The following is a 19,628-nucleotide window of genomic DNA, read 5'->3' on the forward strand; positions in this document are numbered from 1 at the left end:
ATTGATTGAAGGGGGTGCCGCGTGGCGCTCAACAGTATCGAAGAACTGGTCGAAGACATTCGCCAGGGCAAGATGGTCATCCTCATGGATGACGAAGACCGCGAAAACGAAGGCGACCTGATCATGGCCGCCGAATGCGTGAAGCCCGAGCACATCAACTTCATGGCGCGTTTCGCCCGTGGTCTGATCTGCATGCCGATGACTCGCGAGCGCTGCGAAACCCTCAAGCTGCCGCTGATGGCAGCGCGCAACGGTTCAGGTTTCGGCACCAAGTTCACCGTTTCCATTGAAGCTGCCGAAGGCGTGACCACCGGCATCTCGGCAGCCGACCGCGCACGCACGGTGCAGGCTGCCGCTGCCAAGGACGCCAAGGCCGAAGACATCGTCAGCCCGGGCCATATCTTCCCGCTCATGGCTCAGGCGGGTGGCACCCTGGCACGCGCCGGTCATACCGAAGCGGCCTGCGACCTGGCGCGCATGGCCGGTTTCGAGGCGACGGGCCTGATCTGCGAAGTCATGAACGACGACGGCACCATGTCCCGTCGCGCCGAACTCGAAGCATTTGCCCAGCAACATGACATCAAGATCGGCACCATCGCCGACCTGATTCACTACAGGATGATCCACGAACGTACCGTTCAGCGGATTGCCGAGCAGCCGATGGACAGCGAACTGGGCAGTTTCAACCTGGTGACCTACCGCGATTCGGTCGAGGGCGACGTGCATCTGGCGCTGACTCTGGGCACCATCTGCGCCGAAGAGCCCACGCTGGTTCGCGTGCACAACATGGACCCGTTGCGTGACCTGCTGATGGTCAACCAGCCCGGCCGATGGAGCCTGCGCGCCGCCATGCGCGCGGTTAACGAGGCGGGCAGCGGCGTGGTGCTGCTGCTCGGTCACCCGCTGGATGGCGATGTCTTGCTGGCTCATATTCGCGAAACCGCCGGTCAGCAACCGATCAAGACACCGACCACTTACAGCACGGTCGGTGCCGGTTCGCAGATCCTTCGTGACCTCGGCGTGCGCAAAATGCGCCTGATGAGTTCGCCGATGAAGTTCAATGCGATATCCGGTTTCGATCTGGAAGTTGTAGAATACGTGCCCTCCGAATAAATACCGGCAGGTCGGGGCGTGTGAAAGATGGTTTTTCGCAGGTTTTGGCCTGACAGGCATGATTCGTGGCCTAATATCCCTCAAAGTCCGCCCCAAGGCGGGCTTGCTCTTTAATACGAGACTCACCGAATGACCTTGAAGACCATCGAAGGTACCTTCATCGCCCCCCAAGGCCGCTATGCCTTGGTAGTTGGCCGTTTCAACAGCTTCGTCGTGGAAAGCCTGGTTAGCGGTGCCGTTGATGCGCTGGTACGCCATGGCGTGAGCGAAAGCGACATCACCATCATCCGTGCCCCGGGTGCGTTCGAGATTCCACTGGTTGTGCAGAAAGTTGCCCAACGCAGCGAGTTCGCGGCCATCGTCGCACTGGGTGCAGTGATCCGTGGCGGTACTCCACACTTCGAATACGTGGCAGGCGAGTGCGTCAAGGGCTTGTCTCAGGTGTCCATGGAATTCGGCGTGCCGGTCGCTTTCGGCGTGTTGACCGTCGACTCCATTGAACAGGCCATCGAGCGTTCCGGCACCAAGGCCGGCAACAAGGGTGCTGAAGCTGCCCTGTCTGCTATCGAAATGGTCAGTCTGCTGTCGCAGCTGGAGGCCAAGTGATTTCCGACGATACCGACCAGTTCAACCCGCGCGACGCCAAATCGCCGGAAGCCGCCAAGGGCAAAAGCGCCAAGCGTCGTGAAGCACGTCAGATGGCAACCCAGGCCCTGTATCAGTGGCACATGGCCGGCCATTCGTTGAACGAGATCGAAGCGCAGTTCCGTGTCGACAACGATTTCAGCAACGTCGACGGCACCTACTTCCATGAGCTGCTGCACGGCGTGGCAACCAACAAGACCGAGATCGACACCGCGCTCTCGCCTTGCCTTGACCTGACCATCGAAGAGCTCGACCCGGTTGAACTGGCCGTGCTGCGGCTGTCCACCTTCGAACTGCTCAAGCGCATCGATGTGCCTTATCGCGTAGTGATCAACGAAGGCATCGAGCTGGCGAAAGTCTACGGCTCCACTGACGGCCACAAGTTCGTCAATGGCGTGCTGGACAAGCTGGCGCCGCGCCTGCGTGAAGTCGAAGTGAAGGCCCACAAGCGCTGATTCGCGCCTGACCTTCATGGGAGAGTTCGAGCTGATCCGCAATTACTTCGCCGCCGCGCCCTGTGCGCAGGTGGGCGAGGAAGTTGCCCTGGGGATCGGCGACGACTGCGCGCTGCTGGCGTTAGCGCCCGGTGAGCAGTTGGCGATCTCGACCGACACCCTGGTTGCCGGGGTACATTTTCCTGATGCCTGCGACCCCTTTCTGCTTGGCCAGCGTGCGCTGGCGGTGTCTGCCAGTGACCTGGCGGCCATGGGCGCCCGGCCTGTCGCGTTCACCCTTGCCCTGACCCTGCCGCAGGTCGATGCCGCCTGGCTGCAGACCTTCGCTCGCGGCCTGAACCAGATGGCGCAAGGCTGTTCGCTGCGTCTGATCGGTGGTGATACCACGCGCGGCCCCTTGAGCCTGACGCTGACAGTGTTCGGCGCTGTGCCGGCCGGATCAGCCCTGACCCGCGCGGGTGCCCAGACGGGTGACCTGCTGTGTGTCGGCGGCGCGCTGGGTGATGGCGCAGGTGCGTTACCGCTGGTATTGAAGCAGCGCAGCGCCGAGCCCTCGATCGTCGAAGCATTGCTGGCCCGTTACTGGTCGCCGCAACCGCAACTGGCGCTGGGGCAGGCCTTGCGCGGCAGGGCGACGTCGGCGCTGGACATCTCCGATGGGCTGCTGGCTGACTGCGGACACATCGCTCGCGCGTCGGGTGTGCGTCTGGTGGTCGAGCGCGACAGGCTGCCGATGTCCGACCCATTGCTGGCGTTGTTCGATCTGCCCTCTGCCCGACAGGCCGCGCTGAGCGGTGGCGACGATTACATCCTGGCCTTCACGCTGCCTTCCGAACACCTGCCGACTTTGCTGAAAGAAGGCTGGCCGGTGCACGTCATTGGCCGGGTAGAGCAGGGGCAAGGCGTCGTGCTTGTCGACGACACCGGGCAAGACGTCACACCCGACACGCGTGGCTACCAGCATTTCGGCGGTGAGCAGTGAGCGGATGAGCGCTTCTATCTATCGAACTTTATGATCTAAATGCCCGAGAATTCACCCTGAGCGTCTGCAGGAACCTGCTGTTACAATGCAAATCTTGCGAATTTCCAGTCTTCATACTGATCAGGAGCACACGGTGCCCGTCGTCTTTGTCGCCGCTTCCAAACTGCCCACTCCCTTTGCAGAGTTTGCCATGCACGGCTTTATCGAGTCGGCAACCGGCCGTGAACACGTCGTCCTGAGTCTGGGCGATGTGGCGGACGGTGAGCCGGTTCTGGGTCGCGTACATTCCGAATGCCTGACGGGCGACGCCCTGTTCAGTCAGCGTTGCGATTGCGGCTCTCAACTGGAAGCCGCCCTGCGCGCCATTGCCACCGAAGGGCGGGGCGTACTGTTGTACTTGCGCCAGGAAGGGCGCGGTATCGGTCTGATGAACAAGATCCGCGCCTATGAGCTGCAGGATGGCGGTGCCGATACGGTTGAAGCCAACGAGCGGCTGGGCTTTGCTGCCGATCAGCGTGACTACGCGATCTGCCTGCCGATGCTTCAGCATCTGGGCGTGCAGTCGTTGCGGCTGATGACCAACAACCCGCGCAAGGTGAAGGCCTTGACCGACATGGGCATCACGGTCGCCGAGCGCGTGCCGCTGCACACCGGACAAAACCCGCACAACCGCCTTTATCTGGCGACCAAGGCGGGCAAGCTGGGGCACATGATGGGCAACGAACATCAAAGCGAGGTCGGCCCCGCGTGACACGCAGCGAGGTTCGTCAAAAGCTCGAGATGCAATGGTGGCGTCAACTGGGTCTGACCTTGGCGCCATTGTTGGTGGTCTGTCTATTTTTCGGTGCCAGCGAGCCGCTCATTCCGGTGTTGGCGATCCCGCTGTTCATCGCCGGCATAGGCTCGATGTTCGTCAGCCTGAAACCCTTCGGCGCCTACAAGCGCGCGCTGGCGGTCACCCAGGCTGCACTCGATACACCCGAGGAGCCGGCAGCGTGGCTCAAGCTCGCGGCCATTCGCCGCCTGGCGTTCCTGGCCGCCGGGTTGCCCGCCTGGATCGCCGCCATCGCGGTTCTGTTCGGTCTGCATCCCTTGCCGGTCTGTCTGCTGGCGTTTGCCAGCGCAGTGCTGCTCTACCTGTACCGCATTCCTGCGCCTTCGCGCTGATCATCCCCAACTGACGCGGACACGATCAGCGCGAAACTCGATCAGGGATCAGGCTGCCAGCAACCACACACCCGCTGCCGCAGAGGCTGCACCGGCGATACGCACCAGCGGTGCTGCCGCCTGAGGCAACACGCGAACCATCGCATAACCCAGCGCATGCAAGGCCGCAGTTGCAGCAACGAAACCTGCTGCGTAAGCCCACGGGCTGGACATCTCCGGCAGTTCAAGGCCATGCGCTACGCCATGGAACAAGGCGAACAGGGCTGTTGCGGCGACCGCCAACGCCAGCGGCGGACGTACTGCCAATGCCACGGCCAGGCCCAGAGCCAGTACCGATGCTGCAATGCCGCTTTCCAGCGCAGGCAGGTTCAGACCTTCAAAGCCCAGCATGCCGCCGATCAGCATGGTGCCGACGAAGGTGCACGGCAGCGCCCAGCGTGCCGACCCTTGTTGCTGCGCAGCCCACAAGCCGACGGCAAGCATGGCCAGCAAATGATCCAGCCCACCGATCGGGTGGCTGATACCGGCGATCAGGCCGTTATCGCCATGACCGGGGTGAGCCAGCGCCAGAGTCGGCACCAGCAACAGCGCGAGGGCGCCAAGGGCTTTTTTGTAGTTCATCGACGGGTTCCTTTTGGTTGTTGAATTCAGGCTGCTGCAGTCAGCAGGCCCTGGCGCTCAATGAAGGCAATGATCTGTTCCAGACCCTGACCGGTTTTCTGATTGCTGAACACGAACGGCTTTTCGCCACGCATCCTGCGCGTGTCGCTGTCCATCATTTCCAGTGACGCGCCCACCAACGGGGCGAGGTCGATCTTGTTGATCACCAGCAGGTCGGACTTACAGATGCCCGGACCGCCCTTGCGCGGCAGTTTGTCGCCGGCCGACACGTCGATCACGTAGATGGTCAGGTCGGAAAGCTCCGGGCTGAAGGTCGCGGAAAGGTTATCGCCACCGGACTCGACGATGATCAGGTCCAGGCCTTCGAAGCGGCGATTGAGCTGGTCGACTGCTTCCAGGTTGATCGAAGCGTCCTCGCGAATGGCGGTGTGCGGGCAGCCGCCGGTTTCAACGCCGATGATGCGCTCAGGTGCCAGTGCCTCGTTACGCACCAGAAAGTCAGCGTCTTCGCGGGTATAGATATCGTTGGTCACCACGGCCAGGTTATAGCGGTCGCGCAATGCCAGGCACAGCGCCAGGGTCAGCGCCGTCTTGCCGGATCCGACCGGGCCACCGATTCCGACGCGCAGAGGTTGGCTGTTCATTGAGTTCTCCATAAGGACTGATCAGGACCGGAATAACCGGCTGTATTGACGTTCGTGCGCCATGCTCGCCAGGGACAGACCGAAGGCTGCGCTACCGGCATGGCAGGGATCTTGTGTGCTCGCACGGACCTGCGCCTGCTGCAATAACGGCAACAGCTCGCTGGTCAGGCGCTGGGCGGCTTGCTGGCCCAGCGGCAGGGTTTTCATCAGCACGGCCAGCTGGTTTTCAAGCCAGCTCCATAGCCAGGCAGCCAGCGCATCCTGCGGGCTGATCTGCCAGGCGCGTGCGGCCAGCGCCCAGCCAAGGGCCAGGTGCGGCTCGGCAGTCTGCTGCAGAAAATGGCGCGCATCACGATCCAGTTCAGGCAGGCCATCGAGCAACTGCTTCAAGGAGTAACCCATCTGCCGGCTTTCCAGATGCAGCTCGCGGGTCTCGCGGCTGGCGCGATGCTGTTCGCTGACTTGCAGCAGCTGACCCCAGTCACCGGCTGTCGCTGCTTCGCAATGAGCCAGCAGCAGGGGCGCCTCGAAACGCGCGAGATTGAGCAGCAGTTGATCGCCGATCCAGCGGCCCGCGGTCTGCGGGTCCACCACAATGGACTGCTCCACTGCCATTTCCAGCCCTTGCGAATAGCTGTAGCCACCGATAGGCAGCTGCGGGCTGGCCAGGCGCAACAGCGCCCAGGCGCTGTTCACTTGCGCACGCCAAACTGGTGCATGCGCGGCGGATAGTTGAAATCCTCCTCGCCTGCGCGCGAGTGATGATGCCCGCCGCCGTAGGCGCCATGTTCCGGCTGGAACGGCGCTTCGATGGTGTCGACAGTGGCGCCCAGTTGGTCGAGCATCGCCTTGAGCACGTAATCGTCGAGCAGGCGTAGCCAGCCATCGCCGACTTGCAGGGCCACGTGACGATTGCCAAGGTGATAGGCCGCGCGGGTCAGTTCGAAGGTGCTGCTGCACGTGACATGCATGAGTTTTTCAGGACGTGCGCAGACACGCACGACACGGCCGTCCTTGGCCTGCAGAAACTCGCCATCGCGCAGGGGCGACTGGCCGCGTTGCAGAAACAGGCCAACGTCTTCGTTTTCCGCACTGAAGCAACGCAGTCGGCTTTTGCTGCGTGCCTCGAAATTCAAATGCAGTTCGGCGGCCCATTCGGCCTGAGGTTCGATTCGGTCGTGAATCACCAGCATCAGATAGCTTCCAGCCAATTGCGATGCTTCAAATCAGAGCAAGGGGCTTGCCAACAGTGCAGCTTGCGACGAAATGGCTGACAGAAGCAGGTGAAGCGAGTATCGGTGCACATCGCGGCGCCCTGTTTGGGTGCATAAGCGAGTCAGTGCTTTAAGTTGGTGCGGCGATTTTGGTTGATGGGAGCGTTAATAGTGAGACGTTTTTCTCGGGACGAAGCAGAGCGTGCCGACGCTCAATCGTGACTGCCCAGCCCCCGCCAGTGCCGTGCGCCAATGAAGATGAAGCGCAGTTGCTGGGTGATCTTCGCCTGAGGTGTCAGGTGCGGGGCCAGTGAGGCAGGGGGCGGGTCGATCAGTTCCGGCAGCATCGCGAACACGCTTTTGACCACCAGGTCGGCGATGATCGACAGTGCATCGGCATTCAGGTGCTGCCATTTGGGCATCTTTGCCAGATCGGCGGTGAGGTCGGCGCTGATGCCTTCACGCAGCGCTCCGAGCGCCTGGCGCACCTTTAAGGAGCCGCCGTATTGTTCGCGCGCCAAAAACAGGAACTGCGAGCGGTTGGCCGCCACGCGTTCAAGGAATATCTTCACCGACGCACGAATCAGCCCGCCCATGGCGAATTCGTTGTGGCGCACCAGCCGGATGGTCTCGCGAAAGGTCTGGCCGACCTCGCTGACCAGCGCCAGCCCCAACTGGTCCATGTCCTCAAAATGCCGGTAGAACCCGGTCGGTACGATACCTGCCGTGCGCGCCACTTCGCGCAGGCTCAGGCTGCCGAAGCCGCGCCCGCTCTCCATCAGTTGATGGGCAGCATCGAGCAGGGCTCTTCGGGTCTGTTGTTTCTGTTCGGCGCGGGGCAGCATGGCTCAAATGATTCTTGGATTAGGCTGGGTTGCACTTTAGCAAATGCGCTTTACCTGCGTCGAAAGGGTTTTCAGTCAGGCTCCTTGACCAGTAATAGTGCATGAGTGCTGGCCTTCGATGCATTTTCATATTCAAATCAAACCCTCGGCGCGTTTGTCAGTCGAACATTCATGTCGTATTCAGCGCGCCAGGGTCGGGGCGCTGTTTTCTGGAGAGTGACGCATGACGCGCAGCCGCAAGATTTTCGCCTGGACAGGTGCCACGTTGCTGGTGGTGCTGGCTATATTGGTCATTGTGATCGTCACTTTCGACTGGAATCGCATCAAACCCACCCTCAATGCAAAAGTCAGCGAAGCGCTGCATCGTCCGTTCGCCATCAATGGTGATCTGGATGTGCGCTGGACGCGTGAGCCCGAACTCGGTGGCTGGCGTGCCTGGGTGCCGTCGCCGCACTTTGTCGCCGATGACCTGAGCCTGGGTAACCCTGAATGGTCGAAGACCCCGCAGATGGTGACCCTCAAGCACGTCGAATTTCGTCTCTCGCTGCTGCCGCTGCTGGCGCAGCAAGTGGTTATCCCGCGTATCGATCTGACCGGCCCCGAGGCTAAACTCGAGCGTCTGGCCGATGGTCGCGCCAACTGGGTGTTCGATCTGCCCAAATCCGACCCGAATGCCGAGCCCTCCAAATGGGTGATGGACATCGGCGCGATCAAGTTTGACAAGGGACTGGTGAGCTTCAACGACCAGAAACTCAACGCCAATCTGGACGTGGTGATCGACCTGCTCGGCAAGCCGATCCCGTTCAGTGAAATCGTCGGCAGCAAGGAAGCGAAAAAGGCCCAGGACAAGGGCGCAGTGCCGCAGGATTATGCGTTCGGACTGGCGGTCACCGGCCAGTATCACGGTCAGAAGCTGAGCGGCACCGGCAAGGTCGGCGGTCTGCTCGCGCTCAAGGATGCCAATCAACCGTTTCCGGTACAGGCTGACGTGAAGGTCGGTGACACCCATGCGGTGATCGCCGGGACCCTGACCGATCCACAGAACCTGGGCGCGCTGGATCTGCGCCTCAAGCTTTCCGGCGCGAGCCTGAGCAATCTTTACCCGCTGACCGGCGTGACCCTGCCGGATTCTCCGGCGTACTCCACTGATGGCCGTCTGATCGCCAAACTGCATGATCCGGCCGGCGCCAACTTCCGTTACGAAGGCTTCAACGGCAAGATCGGCAACAGCGATATCCACGGCGATCTGGGCTTCGTCGCCAGTCAGCCCCGGCCCAAGCTGAGTGGCGTGCTGGTCTCCAACCAATTGCTGTTCAGTGACCTCGCGCCGCTGATCGGTGCGGACTCCAATGCTGCGCAGAAAAAGCGCGGTGGCGAGAGCAAGCAGCCTTCGGGCAAGGTTCTGCCTGTCGAGGAGTTTCAGACTGATCGCTGGCGGGCGATGGACGCCGACGTGGAGTTCACCGGCAAGCGCATCGTGCAGAGCCCGGATCTGCCGTTCACTGACCTCTACACCCATCTGGTTCTCGACGATGGTCAGTTGAGCCTCGAGCCGCTGCGCTTTGGTGTGGCAGGCGGCAAGCTGGACGCGGACATTCGCCTGAACGGGCAAAACAAACCGATGCAGGGCAGGGCTAAACTGTCGGCGCGCAATTTCAAGCTCAAGCAGTTGTTCCCGACCTTCGAACCGATGAAAACCAGCTTCGGTGAGCTGAACGGCGACGCCGATATCAGTGGGCGCGGCAACTCGATTGCAGCCTTGCTGGGGTCTGCCAACGGCGAAATGAAGATGCTGGTGAACGACGGCGCGATCAGTCGTGGCCTGATGGAAATTGCCGGGCTCAACGTGGGCAACTACGTAGTCGGCAAGCTGTTCGGCGACAAGGACGTGAAGATCAATTGCGCGGCCTCGAACTTCGGTATCAAAGACGGGCTTGCGACCAGCCGGCTGTTTGTCTTCGATACCGAGAACGCCATCATCTATATCAATGGCACCGCGAACCTGAAGACCGAGCAACTGGACCTGCAGATCAACCCTGAATCCAAAGGCTTCCGCGTGTTCTCGCTGCGCTCGCCGCTGTACGTCAACGGCCCGTTCGCCAAGCCCAACGCAGGCGTACAGTCCGGTCCGTTGTTGCTGCGTGGAGCCGGCATGGTCCTGCTCGGTGCAACCGTAGGTCCTGTTGCCGGTTTGCTCGCGCTGGTCGCCACTGGCGACAGCGAGCCGAATCAGTGTGGCCCGCTGCTGGAGCAGATGCGCACCGGCAAGGCGCCGAAGACGGTGAAGTAACGCTCCATCTCTCGTGCCCACGCTGGAGCATGCAGAACGATGTTCACGCATCTGGCTTGAGAAAATGCCGGCCACAAAAAAGCCAGGACACAGGTCCTGGCTTTTCATTTGCTGCTGCGGCTTACAGATCGTTAAGAATGTCTGCCATGTCGTCAGCGTGCTCTTCTTCCTGAGCAAGGATTTCTTCGAAGATGCGGCGTGTAGTCGGGTCGCTGTCGCCGAGGTATTGAATGATCTCGCGATAGCTGTCGACGGCGATGCGCTCGGCAACCAGATCTTCGTAGACCATTTCTTTCAGTGTGTTGCCAGCCACGTACTGCGCGTGGGAGTTCTTCGACAGGGTGTCCGGGTTGAACTCCGGCTCGCCGCCCAGTTGCACGATACGCTCGGCCAGTTTGTCAGCGTGCTGCGCTTCCTGCTCTGCGTGTTCCAGAAACTCGGCTGCCGCGACGCTCGCTTTCAGGCCCGACGCCATGTAGTAGTGGCGCTTGTAGCGCAGCACACAGACCAGCTCGGTAGCCAGCGATTCATTGAGCAGGCGCAGGACCGTTTCGCGGTCAGCGCTGTAACCTTGAGTCACAGCACCATCCTCAACGTTCTGGCGTGCGCGCTGGCGCAGAGTATTTACATCGGAAAGCTGTGATTGCGGTGCAGAATTCATCATTTATCTCCAGGACTCATCAGGTTTTGCTGTCCCGCTCTGTGTATTGCCCGGCAGGATCAGCAAGGGTTGTGAGTGCTGGAGAAGGGAAAAAGTTTTATCGGATTTTCGTCGGTGCGCAAGGTTGTGACTGAATGTAAAAATATAAGAAACGAGTGCTGAGCCCCGCGGTCCCAACCTTGAGACCCAAATAAATCGTGGAGATACACAATGCTCAAGTTCCTGGGAAGCACCGTTGGCATCATCTTTCTGATCGGCCTGGTCGTGGTTATCGCCCTGTTCAAGCTGGTTTTCTAAAAGCATTCAACAAAAAGCCCGAGGCATCCATGCCTCGGGCTTTTTGTTTGTGCCTGCGTTTTGATTACATCGCTTTTTCGTTCTTCTCGCGTTGTTCGCACGTCATGAAACCTTTGTTGGTTACACGGCCGTCGCTGTTGAAGCTGACATGGTAAACCTGTTTGTGGCCGTCTTTGTTCATGACGTAGTTATTGCAAGTGCCCGGGTTGACCCGGCGCTCGATGGTGCTCGACGGCTCACCGCCGATGGTCAGGACCTGCTGGCGCGTCATGCCGTTCTCGACCTGCTTGACCAGCGGCTCGTTGCGATAAGTGACGTAGTCCACCGGGTTCTGCACGGTTGTGTTGCTGCAGCCAGCCATCGTCGCCAATACAAAGGTCGCCGCGAAGAGTTTTTTGTACATCGTTATTGCTCCACATGTCAGAGCCGGTTTTGGCCCGGTACGCCTTGGAGCAGAGGAGAGGCCAAGAGTTCGAAAAAAAGATGGCGATGAGGCAGTACCTTGCATCCACCCTGATGCCGGTGCTGAACCCCCCGAACGGCATGACGATCGGGCATGAAAAGCGCTTTGAATATTCCTCGCACGTTCCCGAAAGGCCGAGGTCAATCTGATGGCATGGTTGAGCGTTTTGCTCAGCCTTGGGCTCGGTCATCGGTTGTCGGACCGTAGTTCGTTAATCAGCCGTTCCTCAGTGACGGCCAGGAAGATGCGATGAGCGATAAAGAGCTGTATGAGATCGAGTACACCCTGCTCGGCGAGCACCACGTAGACATTATCGAGAATCTGGACGTGCCCATCATCGAAGTCGTGCACGAACTGGCGCTCAAGCATCACGTAGAGCTGGACGAGCTGCCAATGGGTGAAGCCGGGCTGCCCCTTGCCGCCGGCATCACCGATGTGTCGATTCACAGCCTGGAGGGCAGCGAAGGCAGCGCGACTGTCTAATCCGCCTTTGACCGCAGCGGCGTTGTCCAGCGTTCCGCGAGGATGACGCCGCACAGGGTCAGCGCTCCGCCGAACAGGTGATAGAGCGCCAGTTTCTCGCCCAGTGTCGCCGCGGCAATCAAGGCCGTGGCGATGGGCATCAGGTTGAAGAACAGTGTTGTGCGGCTGGGGCCCAGGCGCATGATCGAGGTCATCCACAGCCACGGCGCGAGCATCGACGTTGGAATCGCGGCATACAGCACCATCGGGATGTTGCTCGCATTCAGGCCGGTTTTCGCCGACAGCATGAACGGCGGCAGTAAAACGATAATCGCCAGCAGGATCTGTATGTAAAGCAACTGCAGGGGCGGCAAACGCAACTGCCACTTCTTCAGCAGTGTGCTGTAGACCGCATACGACGCGGCGGCCACCAGCACCATCGCATCGCCCCGATTGACACCCTGCTCGATCAGGCCGGCCGGATTCCCCGCCGAGACCACGACCACCACACCCGCGAATGACAGCGCCGCCCCCAGCAGCGCACCCCAGGTCAAGCGAGTGCCGAGGCAGGCTATCGACAGCCCCAGCGCCATCATCGGCACCATCGACTGAATGATCCCCATATTGGTGGCAGTTGTCAGGCTGGCCGCGAAATACGCCAGGCTCTGATACAGCGCTGTGCCAAGCACGGCCAGAATGAAGATCTTGCCGAGTACCGGTCTTATTGCCGCGCGGTTCGCCCACACAGGCCCGAGCATGAACGGCGTGAACAGCAAGCCGGCCAGCGCCCAGCGATAAAAGCCTATTTCAGCCGGAAAGATCACCCCGGCAGACGCCTTGGTGACGGCTGTGTTGATCGCCCAGATAAGGACGGTGATCAGCGGGAAAGCGTATTGCATAAGGGGATCATCGTTAAAGCGAGGCGTAATTATCCGCCTGTTTGTCGAGAATGCCAGCGGCGATATTCGGTGCCCCGTCACAGACTGCAGACGCTGACTACACTGAATCTCAGCCTGTGCCGCCCGGCGCAGTGGATCTGGAGAGTGGATCGATGAACAAGCTCGGTATTCCTGTGTTGCTCGTTGGCTTGATGTTGTCTGCCCAGGGTTTCGCTGCGACCGCGCAGCAGAACAAAATGACCACCTGCAATGCCGACGCCAGCGCGAAGTCGCTCAAGGGCGATGAGCGCAAGGCGTTCATGAGCACTTGCCTGAAAGCGGCACCGCCGCCGGCGGCCACCCAGCAGGAGAAGATGAAAACCTGCAACGCGACCGCCAGCACTCAGGCGCTCAAGGGCGATGAGCGCAAGAGTTTCATGAGCGATTGTCTCAAGAAGAAATAATTTTTCAGTCGGCATCTTTGCTGTGAGCAACAGGCGCGGGTGCAGTAAACACTGCACTTTCGCGCCGTTCTCGAGCCGATCATCGTGCAGATGATTGCGGCTTGTTTTTTACCGCTTTCGGATCACTGGTTATGGGCCAAGAAGGCTGGCAGACTGCCCACCTTCCTTGTGTTGCCCGTTGAGGGTCTATGCCAACGTTTTCTGCGCGTCAGGTGTTAATAGCCAGCTGGATTCTTGTATTTGGCGGTCTGTTATTGGTGTTGCCATTCAAGTTGTTGCCCAGCCTGCTGGCTGGACTGTTGGTGTTCGAGCTGGTCAACATGTTGACTCCCAAGTTGCAACGTCTGATCTCCGGCGAACGGGCCCGCTGGCTGGCTGTGGCGCTGCTGGGCACGCTGGTGGTCAGCCTGCTGACACTGATTTTTGCCGGTGCCATCAGTTTTGTGCTGCATGAAGCCGAAAATCCGGGTGCCTCGCTCGACAAGTTCATGACCCTGGTCGACCGCGCTCGTGGTCAGTTGCCTCCGTTCATCGATGCTTATCTGCCTGCCAGTGCAGCGGAGTTTCAGGTTTCGCTCGGGCAATGGCTGCAGAAGCACGTGGGCGAATTGCAGTTGATCGGCAAGGGGGCGGCGCACATGTTCGTCACCATGCTGATCGGCATGGTGCTGGGCGCGATCATTGCCTTGCAGCGTATCTCCGATGTGCATGCGCGCAAGCCGCTGGCGGCTGCTCTGTTCGATCGGCTGCACTTGGTCAGCCGGGCGTTTCGCAACATTGTTTTCGCCCAGATCAAGATTTCCCTGCTCAATACGGCGTTTACTTCGGTGTTCCTGGCCATCGTATTGCCGCTGTGCGGGATTCACCTGCCACTGACCAAGACCCTGATCATCATGACCTTCCTGCTCGGCCTGTTGCCGGTGGTGGGTAACCTGATGTCAAACACGCTGATCTTCATCGTCGGCATGTCCATCTCGATCTGGGTCGCGCTGGCGGCGCTGGGCTACCTGATCGTGATCCACAAGGTCGAGTACTTCCTCAATGCGCGCATCGTGGGCGGACAGATCAACGCCAAGTCGTGGGAGCTGCTGCTGGCGATGCTGCTGTTCGAAGCCGCATTCGGTCTGCCGGGCGTGGTCGCAGGGCCGATTTACTATGCCTACCTGAAGAGTGAGTTGCAGAAGGAAGGGTTGGTCTAGTGCGCTTGCGTAGATAGGCGTCCGAAAGAACGCCTATCGTGCCAGTTCACCGCGTTGGCATGCAGTTCTGGACGCTCTGCGTCTGCGGTGCTGCAGAGCATCCACATGGCTCGAAACACTCCCGCCCGTGGGAGTGAGCTTGCTCACGAAGAGGCCCGTGCAGCCGCTGGAAGTACATTGGTCAGGTAATCCGTCTTCGCGAGCAAGCTCGCTCCCACAAGATCAGCGATCTGTGACGCGGAGCATCACGAAGGGCATTCCCACGATAGGCGCATGACTAGCCGTAACGCTTCTTCGCTTCGATGGCCAGGCCGCTGCCGATGCTGCCGAAGATGTTGCCTTCAACGTGGCGTGCGTTGGGCAGCATGTTCGAGACGCTGTTGCGCAGGGCAGGGATACCGCTTGAACCGCCGGTGAAGAACACCGTGCTGACCTGTTCGACACTCACTCCCGCATCGTTCAGCAAGTTCGTCACGCTGTTGCGCACCCGCTCAAGCTGGGCGTCGATGGCGGCTTCGAACATCACCCGGCTCAGGTCCACGCTCAGGCCGGCTTCCACTCGATCCATGAGCAGGTGACGGCTGTCGGCGTGAGTCAGCTGGATCTTGGTTTCTTCCACTTCCATGGCCAGCCAGTGCCCGGCGCGCTGTTCGATCAGTTTGAACAGGCGATCGATACCGCCAGTGTCTTCGATGTCGTAGCGCATGCTGCCCAGGGCCAGTTGCGATTTTTGCGAGTACACGGCGTTGATGGTGTGCCAGGTCGCCAGGTTCATGTGGTGGCTGGTCGGCATGTACGCACCGCTTTTCATGCGGCTGCCATAACCGAACAGCGGCATCACGCCTTGCAGGCTCAACTGCTTGTCGAAGTCGGTCCCGCCGATGTGCACGCCACCGGTGGCGAGGATGTCCTGCTGGCGATCATCGTGCTGGCGTCGCTCGGGCGACAGACGCACCAGCGAAAAGTCCGAGGTACCGCCGCCGATGTCGACGATCAGCACCAGTTCTTCGTCCTGGATGGTGGACTCGTAATCGAACGCCGCAGCGATCGGTTCGAACTGGAACGACACGTCCTTGAAGCCGATCTTGCGTGCTACTTCAGCCAGCGTATCTTCGGCTTCCTGATCGGCCTGGGCGTCGTCATCGACAAAATGCACTGGACGACCCAGCACGACTTGCTCGAATTCGCGTCCGGCCGTTTGCTCCGCGCGCTTTTTCAGCTCGCCGATAAACAGGGCCAGCAAATCCTTGAAGGGCATCGCCGTGCCCAGCACGCTGGTGTCATGTTTGATCAGCTTCGAGCCCAGCAGGCTCTTGAGCGAGCGCATCAGGCGGCCTTCGTAGCCTTCCAGATACTCGTGCAGCGCCAGGCGGCCATACACCGGGCGGCGCTCTTCCATATTGAAGAACACCACCGAAGGCAGGGTAATCTTGTCGTCCTCCAGCGCGATCAACGATTCCATGCCGGGTCGTTGCCAGCCGACAGTGGAGTTGGACGTGCCGAAATCGATGCCGCAGGCACGGGCCGGGGATTGGTCATTCATGTCTTTTACGTTCCAGTCAAAAAACGGCCGCGCAGTTTATGTCAGCGCGGGCAAATTGCGTAGCGCGACACGTCGCTTATATTTACCTGGCTGTATTTGCGGCCAAGGCTTGAACTGAAGCGTATTACCCCCAATCTTGAAGGGATTCCCGGTAGACGCTGTTGTCGGACATTAGGGTGTCGAGCTATCGACCCGCCGACAAAGGCAGCTGGTCTATCTGTATATTTTTCGACGTTAGGTAATCCAGATGCCTCGTGACAGAGGGAGCTGGGCGCGTGACGCCAGCGTATCTGGCTTTGCCGGATAATTCGGATGGGTGATCGTTACATGGATTTCAAAGACTACTACAAGATACTTGACGTGGAGCCGACTGCGGACGACAAGGCGATCAAGACCGCCTATCGCAAACTCGCGCGCAAGTATCACCCGGACGTCAGCAAGGAAGCAGGCGCCGAAGACAAGTTCAAGGAAGCCTCCGAAGCGTATGAGGTACTCAGCAGCCCTGAAAAGCGCGCCGAGTATGACGAGCTACGCAAATACGGTCGTCAGGGCCGTCCGTTCCAGACCCCGCCTGGCTGGCAAAGCCGCGCCGGCGCGGGGGCAGGCGGGTTCGAGGAAACGGCAGACTTTTCGGAGTTTTTCAGCTCCATTTTCGGTGGCCGGCCACAACAGGGCGGGCGTACCCGCAACCCTGGACGCACCGGGCAGGACGTGGAGATGGAACTGGCGGTGTTCCTCGAAGAGACACTTTCGGGGGAATCCAAGCAGGTCAGCTTCAAGGTGCCGCAGCACAGCCCCAACGGGCAGCGCATGAGCGATATCACCAAAACGCTGAATGTGAAGATTCCGGCAGGCGTGGTCGATGGCGAGCGTATTCGCCTGAAGGGGCAGGGCGCACCTGGCGTGGGCGGTGGTGCCAATGGCGACTTGTACCTGATCATTCGCCTGGCCCCGCATCCGCTGTTCGAGGTCGAAGGCCATGATCTGGTCATCACCGTGCCACTGGCCCCCTGGGAAGCCGTGCTGGGTACCAAGGTTGCCGTGCCAACGCTGACCAGCAGGATCAACCTGACCATCCGCCCGGACAGTCAGAACGGGCAGCGTCTGCGGATCAAGGGTAACGGCTTGATGAACAAGAATGGCGAGCGCGGCGATCTTTACGCGCAGTTGAAAGTCGTCGTGCCCAAGCACACCGACGAGGCTACCCGGGCGCTCTGGCAGAAACTGGCAGACAGTTCGTCGTTCGATCCTCGCGCGCAGTGGAAGGGTTGAGCGGAGCGCTCTTGCGATTCTGTCTTTTCTGCCTGGGCTGATGCGGCACCCGCATCAGCAGGCAGTCAGCCTCGGTCAGTTTTTCGGCAGCACCACATTGAAGGTCGTGCCCTCGCCAATGGTCGAGGTCACAGTGATGCTGCCGCCGTGGGCGTTGACCACTTCCTTGACGATGAACAGGCCAAGACCCAGGCTGGTCGACGTGCCGCGTGTTTCGCTGTTTTCCTCGGTGCTGCGCACCAGCGGATCGAAGATCGTCCCGATAGCGTCTTCGGCAATCGGTTTGCCTTCGTTGTGTACCACCAATATCACGGCTTTCTCGGCACCCGTGACAGTCACCGTTATCTCGTGACTGGCGGCACCATGCTGCAGGGCGTTGCCGATCAGGTTCTGTAACATCTGGCTGATCCGCCCGGCGTCCCAGTGACCCTTAGTGTTGCCTTCGATGTTCAGCACCGGAACAGAGTCCGGTCGTCCGGCGCAGGCTTCCTCGATGGCCTCGCGGCAGGCGCTGGCCAGGTCCATGTATTTGCGCTCCACCGGCAGCCCCGCGCCCAGGCGGCTGCGCACGAACTCCAGCAGATCGCTGACCATCGAGCCCATGTGGCGGGTGCTGGTCTGGATACGTGAAACATAGGACTGGGTCTTGTCGTCCAGCGTTATTTTGCGGGCCAGCAACTCGGTGGACATGCTGACGGCCTGCAGTGGCGCGCGCAGGTCGTGACCGAGAATGGCGAGAAAGATATCCCGTGAGCGCCCAACCCGCTCCGCATAGGCCGCGGTGGATTCGGCAAGCGCCTCGTCGATGGCTTCGTTGAAGCGAATCACGTCCTGAAAATCGGCCAGTTGCGGCGCTGCCAGGCTTTCTACCCAGAGGCGGATGACGCTGGCGCGCAGATGGCGAAACTCCGACGTCATCTGCACCAGATCAAAACCGACCTCATGGCGCAACTCGCCATGGCTGCTGGCTGCTTCGTCCAGGCTTGGTGTCTTGTTCAGCTCTTCGCCTCTGGCCTTGGCAATCTCCTCGCTTTTGCTCTGCGCGGTCTTCATGTCCCGTGCTGCGGCGAGCAAAATCGAACTGGCATGATCCCGCAGCTCGGCCCTGGTCATCGTTTCTGCCGCCGGTTTCAGGGTTCTGGCGAAGTCTTCCCATTCATCGACGATGCGATCCACATGAATAACGATGAATTCGGAAAGGCGCATGGCCGGTTACCTTTGGAGGAGCGTGACGAAAGATGGCGCATATTATCGCCTTTACAGAGCACGACAAACAGAGTGTTTACTGTCATTTCTGTCAGTAGACGCCGATTTCTATGGGGCCTATGTTCATTCGGCAGGTTAATCGAACGGAGGCCCTGAGCATGAGTGTCATGACAGTTACTGATTCGACCTTTCAGAAGGATGTCATTGAGGCGAGCAACCAAAAGCTCGTGGTGGTGGAATTCTCGACGAAAGGGAAGGTAAATAAGCGAGGCGAGGAAAACGCCAGCGCCAGAATGGATACCATTTTTAATGCGCTGGAAGAGAAATATGCCGTAAAGGTCAGCTTGGTCAGGGGCGAGATCGAACTGGATTCGGATCTCAAAGACTCTTTGAACCCGGTGACTTCGACTGAATATCAGATAAATCATGGTCCGACGATGGTTTTCTTCAAGGGTGGCGCAAGAGCAAGGGAAGACCTTGTCGGCCTGCAAACCAAAGAACGGATGACGCAGATCCTGGATGAATTGCTACCCGCCTCGTAATCGGAGAATGACCATGTCGAACACAGAACTCACAGCCTTTGTTGAAGAGCGTGTAACGCGTGCCCAGCAGACACTGGCCGACGGAAAAGTCAGCAAACTCGACGACGTAGCGACAGGAAAACTGAGCGTTTTTCTCCCATTGCAGCGAGCATTGCAGGGCACCGGCACCCCCCAGGATCTGGGGGTACTGGACGCTATCAACGATACGCTGCAGTCGCTGAAAATATTGGAATCTAAAGAAACACTTCTGAATTACCAGAACAAAGCAGCCCAGGTCCGGGTCGTCAAGAACGATACGGACTTCAGTTCCCAATGGACTGCAATCAGCCCGTTGGTGGTGTTGGAATTCAGCAACCCCGGCGTTAATGAACATGGTGAAGCGAACAACAGTACACGGACTGGGGCAATTCTCGATGAGCTAGCGCCTGAGTTTGCCGGGAGGGTTGTCATGCTTCGTGTGCCTGTGGACACTAGCCCAGCGACAGCCCAAAACTACAATGTCACCGTTACACCAACCGTCATTTTTTTCAAGAACGGTAAAAAGATTGAGGAAACCGCTGATTTTCATCTGAAGTCCTGGTTCAGAGCCAAACTCAACGAGTTGCTTAGCCTCAAAGAATAAACCGAGCAATAAATATTGAAGGGCCTTCTGAAAGCGAAGGCCC

At 59.6% G+C, this 19,628-nt stretch carries 23 protein-coding genes and 1 pseudogene; 14 read left to right on the forward strand and 10 right to left on the reverse strand.

The annotated features are described in order from the left end of the window. Positions 1-21: 21 nt before the first annotated feature. The 6 genes from ribBA (at position 22) to JOE29_RS02730 (ending at position 4,362) form a co-directional block, all read left to right on the forward strand. On the forward strand, positions 22-1,113 hold the full coding sequence (gene ribBA, locus JOE29_RS02705; RefSeq protein WP_003421165.1) for a bifunctional 3,4-dihydroxy-2-butanone-4-phosphate synthase/GTP cyclohydrolase II: 1,092 nt from the start codon (positions 22-24) through the stop codon (positions 1,111-1,113). A 129-nt stretch (positions 1,114-1,242) separates the two neighbouring features. Beyond that, a complete protein-coding gene (gene ribE, locus JOE29_RS02710; protein WP_002555427.1) occupies positions 1,243-1,719 on the forward strand; it encodes a 6,7-dimethyl-8-ribityllumazine synthase in 477 nt (158 codons plus the stop codon). Beyond that, entirely contained in the window at positions 1,716-2,213 is a 498-nt protein-coding gene (nusB, locus tag JOE29_RS02715; protein ID WP_003317045.1) for a transcription antitermination factor NusB, read from the forward strand. Before ribE ends, nusB begins: the two co-directional genes overlap by 4 nt. Positions 2,214-2,229: 16 nt before the next feature. Continuing rightward, complete coding sequence (thiL, locus tag JOE29_RS02720; RefSeq protein WP_210078770.1) at positions 2,230-3,195, forward strand: thiamine-phosphate kinase; 966 nt, start codon at positions 2,230-2,232, stop codon at positions 3,193-3,195. A gap of 133 nt (positions 3,196-3,328) precedes the next feature. Beyond that, complete coding sequence (gene ribA / locus JOE29_RS02725) at positions 3,329-3,946, forward strand: GTP cyclohydrolase II (protein ID WP_003317043.1); 618 nt, start codon at positions 3,329-3,331, stop codon at positions 3,944-3,946. Beyond that, positions 3,943-4,362: a hypothetical protein gene (locus JOE29_RS02730; protein WP_003317042.1), complete on the forward strand. Its 420-nt coding sequence runs from the start codon at positions 3,943-3,945 to the stop codon at positions 4,360-4,362. Before ribA ends, JOE29_RS02730 begins: the two co-directional genes overlap by 4 nt. 48 nt (positions 4,363-4,410) lie before the next feature. Here the strand turns inward: JOE29_RS02730 and JOE29_RS02735 are convergent, their stop codons facing one another. The 5 genes from JOE29_RS02735 to JOE29_RS02755 all read right to left on the reverse strand — a co-directional run bounded on the left by JOE29_RS02735 (position 4,411) and on the right by JOE29_RS02755 (position 7,686). Further along, positions 4,411-4,983, reverse strand: coding sequence for a HupE/UreJ family protein (locus JOE29_RS02735; RefSeq protein ID WP_024648029.1), 573 nt, complete (start codon positions 4,981-4,983; stop codon positions 4,411-4,413). 26 nt (positions 4,984-5,009) lie between these two features. Then, complete coding sequence (ureG, locus tag JOE29_RS02740) at positions 5,010-5,627, reverse strand: urease accessory protein UreG (protein WP_003368915.1); 618 nt, start codon at positions 5,625-5,627, stop codon at positions 5,010-5,012. A 21-nt stretch (positions 5,628-5,648) separates the two neighbouring features. After that, the gene (locus JOE29_RS02745; RefSeq protein ID WP_057406101.1) at positions 5,649-6,323 is read right to left on the reverse strand and encodes an urease accessory protein UreF; all 675 of its coding nucleotides are present in this window, start codon (positions 6,321-6,323) and stop codon (positions 5,649-5,651) included. After that, positions 6,320-6,820 carry an urease accessory protein UreE gene (gene ureE, locus JOE29_RS02750; protein WP_003347894.1) on the reverse strand — a complete coding sequence of 167 codons (501 nt, stop codon included), beginning with the start codon at positions 6,818-6,820 and terminating at the stop codon, positions 6,320-6,322. Before ureE ends, JOE29_RS02745 begins: the two co-directional genes overlap by 4 nt. A gap of 233 nt (positions 6,821-7,053) precedes the next feature. Next, positions 7,054-7,686 (reverse strand): TetR family transcriptional regulator, encoded by a 633-nt coding sequence (locus JOE29_RS02755; protein ID WP_002555418.1) that lies wholly within the window; start codon positions 7,684-7,686, stop codon positions 7,054-7,056. A 223-nt stretch (positions 7,687-7,909) separates the two neighbouring features. On the opposite strand from JOE29_RS02755, the gene JOE29_RS02760 reads away from it, so the two are divergent. After that, a complete protein-coding gene (locus tag JOE29_RS02760) occupies positions 7,910-9,976 on the forward strand; it encodes an AsmA family protein (protein ID WP_057445367.1) in 2,067 nt (688 codons plus the stop codon). Between the two features lie 121 nt (positions 9,977-10,097). On the opposite strand, the gene JOE29_RS02765 is transcribed toward JOE29_RS02760, so the two are convergent. Together JOE29_RS02765 and osmE are read right to left on the reverse strand one after the other, a co-directional pair. Continuing rightward, on the reverse strand, positions 10,098-10,637 hold the full coding sequence (locus JOE29_RS02765; protein ID WP_003317037.1) for a ferritin-like domain-containing protein: 540 nt from the start codon (positions 10,635-10,637) through the stop codon (positions 10,098-10,100). 361 nt (positions 10,638-10,998) lie between these two features. Beyond that, positions 10,999-11,337: an osmotically-inducible lipoprotein OsmE gene (osmE, locus tag JOE29_RS02770; protein WP_003317036.1), complete on the reverse strand. Its 339-nt coding sequence runs from the start codon at positions 11,335-11,337 to the stop codon at positions 10,999-11,001. A 309-nt stretch (positions 11,338-11,646) separates the two neighbouring features. On the opposite strand from osmE, the gene JOE29_RS02775 reads away from it, so the two are divergent. Next, the gene (locus JOE29_RS02775) at positions 11,647-11,880 is read left to right on the forward strand and encodes a hypothetical protein (protein WP_003317034.1); all 234 of its coding nucleotides are present in this window, start codon (positions 11,647-11,649) and stop codon (positions 11,878-11,880) included. Here the strand turns inward: JOE29_RS02775 and JOE29_RS02780 are convergent. Further along, positions 11,877-12,758 carry a DMT family transporter gene (locus JOE29_RS02780; protein ID WP_210078771.1) on the reverse strand — a complete coding sequence of 294 codons (882 nt, stop codon included), beginning with the start codon at positions 12,756-12,758 and terminating at the stop codon, positions 11,877-11,879. The genes JOE29_RS02775 and JOE29_RS02780 overlap by 4 nt on opposite strands. A 152-nt stretch (positions 12,759-12,910) precedes the next feature. Here JOE29_RS02780 and JOE29_RS02785 point away from each other — a divergent pair, with 152 nt between their 5' ends. Next, positions 12,911-13,201 (forward strand): PsiF family protein, encoded by a 291-nt coding sequence (locus JOE29_RS02785; protein ID WP_003305605.1) that lies wholly within the window; start codon positions 12,911-12,913, stop codon positions 13,199-13,201. A gap of 188 nt (positions 13,202-13,389) precedes the next feature. After that, positions 13,390-14,400 (forward strand): AI-2E family transporter, encoded by a 1,011-nt coding sequence (locus JOE29_RS02790; RefSeq protein WP_003347907.1) that lies wholly within the window; start codon positions 13,390-13,392, stop codon positions 14,398-14,400. Between the two features lie 277 nt (positions 14,401-14,677). Here JOE29_RS02790 and JOE29_RS02795 read toward each other — a convergent pair whose 3' ends face one another. Continuing rightward, the gene (locus JOE29_RS02795; RefSeq protein ID WP_003347909.1) at positions 14,678-15,943 is read right to left on the reverse strand and encodes an Hsp70 family protein; all 1,266 of its coding nucleotides are present in this window, start codon (positions 15,941-15,943) and stop codon (positions 14,678-14,680) included. A gap of 327 nt (positions 15,944-16,270) precedes the next feature. Here JOE29_RS02795 and cbpA point away from each other — a divergent pair, with 327 nt between their 5' ends. Further along, complete coding sequence (gene cbpA / locus JOE29_RS02800) at positions 16,271-17,215, forward strand: curved DNA-binding protein (protein ID WP_003391862.1); 945 nt, start codon at positions 16,271-16,273, stop codon at positions 17,213-17,215. A 75-nt stretch (positions 17,216-17,290) separates the two neighbouring features. Here cbpA and JOE29_RS02805 read toward each other — a convergent pair whose 3' ends face one another. After that, on the reverse strand, positions 17,291-18,421 hold the full coding sequence (locus tag JOE29_RS02805) for a HAMP domain-containing sensor histidine kinase (RefSeq protein ID WP_003317030.1): 1,131 nt from the start codon (positions 18,419-18,421) through the stop codon (positions 17,291-17,293). 158 nt (positions 18,422-18,579) lie between these two features. Here JOE29_RS02805 and JOE29_RS02810 point away from each other — a divergent pair, with 158 nt between their 5' ends. The 3 genes and pseudogenes from JOE29_RS02810 to JOE29_RS25625 all read left to right on the forward strand — a co-directional run bounded on the left by JOE29_RS02810 (position 18,580) and on the right by JOE29_RS25625 (position 19,585). Continuing rightward, on the forward strand, positions 18,580-18,963 hold the full coding sequence (locus tag JOE29_RS02810) for a thioredoxin (RefSeq protein ID WP_163023238.1): 384 nt from the start codon (positions 18,580-18,582) through the stop codon (positions 18,961-18,963). Between the two features lie 13 nt (positions 18,964-18,976). Then, a pseudogene (locus JOE29_RS25620) lies at positions 18,977-19,213 on the forward strand (thioredoxin); the annotation flags it as partial. A gap of 198 nt (positions 19,214-19,411) precedes the next feature. Then, positions 19,412-19,585 (forward strand): thioredoxin family protein, encoded by a 174-nt coding sequence (locus tag JOE29_RS25625; protein WP_306570537.1) that lies wholly within the window; start codon positions 19,412-19,414, stop codon positions 19,583-19,585. The last annotated feature ends 43 nt before the right edge of the window (positions 19,586-19,628 follow it).

The sequence above is a fragment of the Pseudomonas sp. PvP009 genome (genome assembly GCF_017832995.1).
In the GTDB taxonomy this organism is placed as follows: domain Bacteria; phylum Pseudomonadota; class Gammaproteobacteria; order Pseudomonadales; family Pseudomonadaceae; genus Aquipseudomonas; species Aquipseudomonas syringae.

Coding starts and splice junctions, on each gene's coding strand:
- ribE (WP_002555427.1), top strand. CDS start 1,243: ATGACCTTGAAGACCATCGAAGGTACCTTCATCGCCCCCCAAGGCCGC.
- thiL (WP_210078770.1), top strand. CDS start 2,230: ATGGGAGAGTTCGAGCTGATCCGCAATTACTTCGCCGCCGCGCCCTGT.
- JOE29_RS02735 (WP_024648029.1), bottom strand. CDS start 4,983: ATGAACTACAAAAAAGCCCTTGGCGCCCTCGCGCTGTTGCTGGTGCCG.
- ureG (WP_003368915.1), bottom strand. CDS start 5,627: ATGAACAGCCAACCTCTGCGCGTCGGAATCGGTGGCCCGGTCGGATCC.
- ureE (WP_003347894.1), bottom strand. CDS start 6,820: ATGCTGGTGATTCACGACCGAATCGAACCTCAGGCCGAATGGGCCGCC.
- JOE29_RS02755 (WP_002555418.1), bottom strand. CDS start 7,686: ATGCTGCCCCGCGCCGAACAGAAACAACAGACCCGAAGAGCCCTGCTC.
- JOE29_RS02760 (WP_057445367.1), top strand. CDS start 7,910: ATGACGCGCAGCCGCAAGATTTTCGCCTGGACAGGTGCCACGTTGCTG.
- JOE29_RS02765 (WP_003317037.1), bottom strand. CDS start 10,637: ATGAATTCTGCACCGCAATCACAGCTTTCCGATGTAAATACTCTGCGC.
- osmE (WP_003317036.1), bottom strand. CDS start 11,337: ATGTACAAAAAACTCTTCGCGGCGACCTTTGTATTGGCGACGATGGCT.
- JOE29_RS02775 (WP_003317034.1), top strand. CDS start 11,647: ATGAGCGATAAAGAGCTGTATGAGATCGAGTACACCCTGCTCGGCGAG.
- JOE29_RS02780 (WP_210078771.1), bottom strand. CDS start 12,758: ATGCAATACGCTTTCCCGCTGATCACCGTCCTTATCTGGGCGATCAAC.
- JOE29_RS02785 (WP_003305605.1), top strand. CDS start 12,911: ATGAACAAGCTCGGTATTCCTGTGTTGCTCGTTGGCTTGATGTTGTCT.
- JOE29_RS02790 (WP_003347907.1), top strand. CDS start 13,390: ATGCCAACGTTTTCTGCGCGTCAGGTGTTAATAGCCAGCTGGATTCTT.
- JOE29_RS02795 (WP_003347909.1), bottom strand. CDS start 15,943: ATGAATGACCAATCCCCGGCCCGTGCCTGCGGCATCGATTTCGGCACG.
- cbpA (WP_003391862.1), top strand. CDS start 16,271: ATGGATTTCAAAGACTACTACAAGATACTTGACGTGGAGCCGACTGCG.
- JOE29_RS02805 (WP_003317030.1), bottom strand. CDS start 18,421: ATGCGCCTTTCCGAATTCATCGTTATTCATGTGGATCGCATCGTCGAT.
- JOE29_RS02810 (WP_163023238.1), top strand. CDS start 18,580: ATGAGTGTCATGACAGTTACTGATTCGACCTTTCAGAAGGATGTCATT.
- JOE29_RS25625 (WP_306570537.1), top strand. CDS start 19,412: ATGCTTCGTGTGCCTGTGGACACTAGCCCAGCGACAGCCCAAAACTAC.